The sequence below is a fragment of the Novosphingobium sp. 11B genome (genome assembly GCF_054589055.1).
In genome coordinates this window covers 1-493 of record NZ_BAAILP010000202.1, presented here as the reverse complement: position 1 = coordinate 493, position 493 = coordinate 1, and the positions used below count along the sequence as shown (strand labels likewise).

Here is a 493-nt window from a genome sequence, read left to right as displayed (position 1 = left end):
AGCTCGACTTTGTACGTTTTTGGTCAGGTCCAGGTCCAGAAGATGCTGTTTTCAGCAACGTGGTCGAGTGCTTGATCGAGGGGCAAGACGCATCCGCCCATATCATCGATATTTTCCCATTTTCGCTGGTGTGACCAGTAGCCGAGCCTGACTTCGTCACGCGTGCCGACAGGCTTGAGGCGGGCGATCGGTGCCTCGGTTGCCAGCAGATAGAGATGGTAAGCGCCTTTGTTCTCATACCATCCGACGCCGCCGCCGTTGGCCGCGTCGAACGTTTCGATGCGCAGAATGATTTCCTCGTCTTTCATGGTGCATCCATTGCCGCCGTCAGGTCACAGCATATCCGAGTCACCTCACCGCATGGCAACAGCCTAAGCGTTGCAACGTGCTTCAGTCAGGACTCGAAGCATGGGATGTTGGACCAGAACAAGGCCGTGATCGGCGATCCCGTCCCCCAGATCCTGCGCCAATGGCTGCAGGCATGGCGTCCCTG

The 493-nt window shown here is 57.4% G+C and carries 1 protein-coding gene; it reads right to left on the bottom strand.

The annotated features are described in order from the left end of the window. Positions 1–23: 23 nt before the first annotated feature. Positions 24–308 carry a hypothetical protein gene (locus ACYPYD_RS18345; protein ID WP_036528601.1) on the bottom strand — a complete coding sequence of 95 codons (285 nt, stop codon included), beginning with the start codon at positions 306–308 and terminating at the stop codon, positions 24–26. Between the last annotated feature and the right edge of the window lie 185 nt (positions 309–493).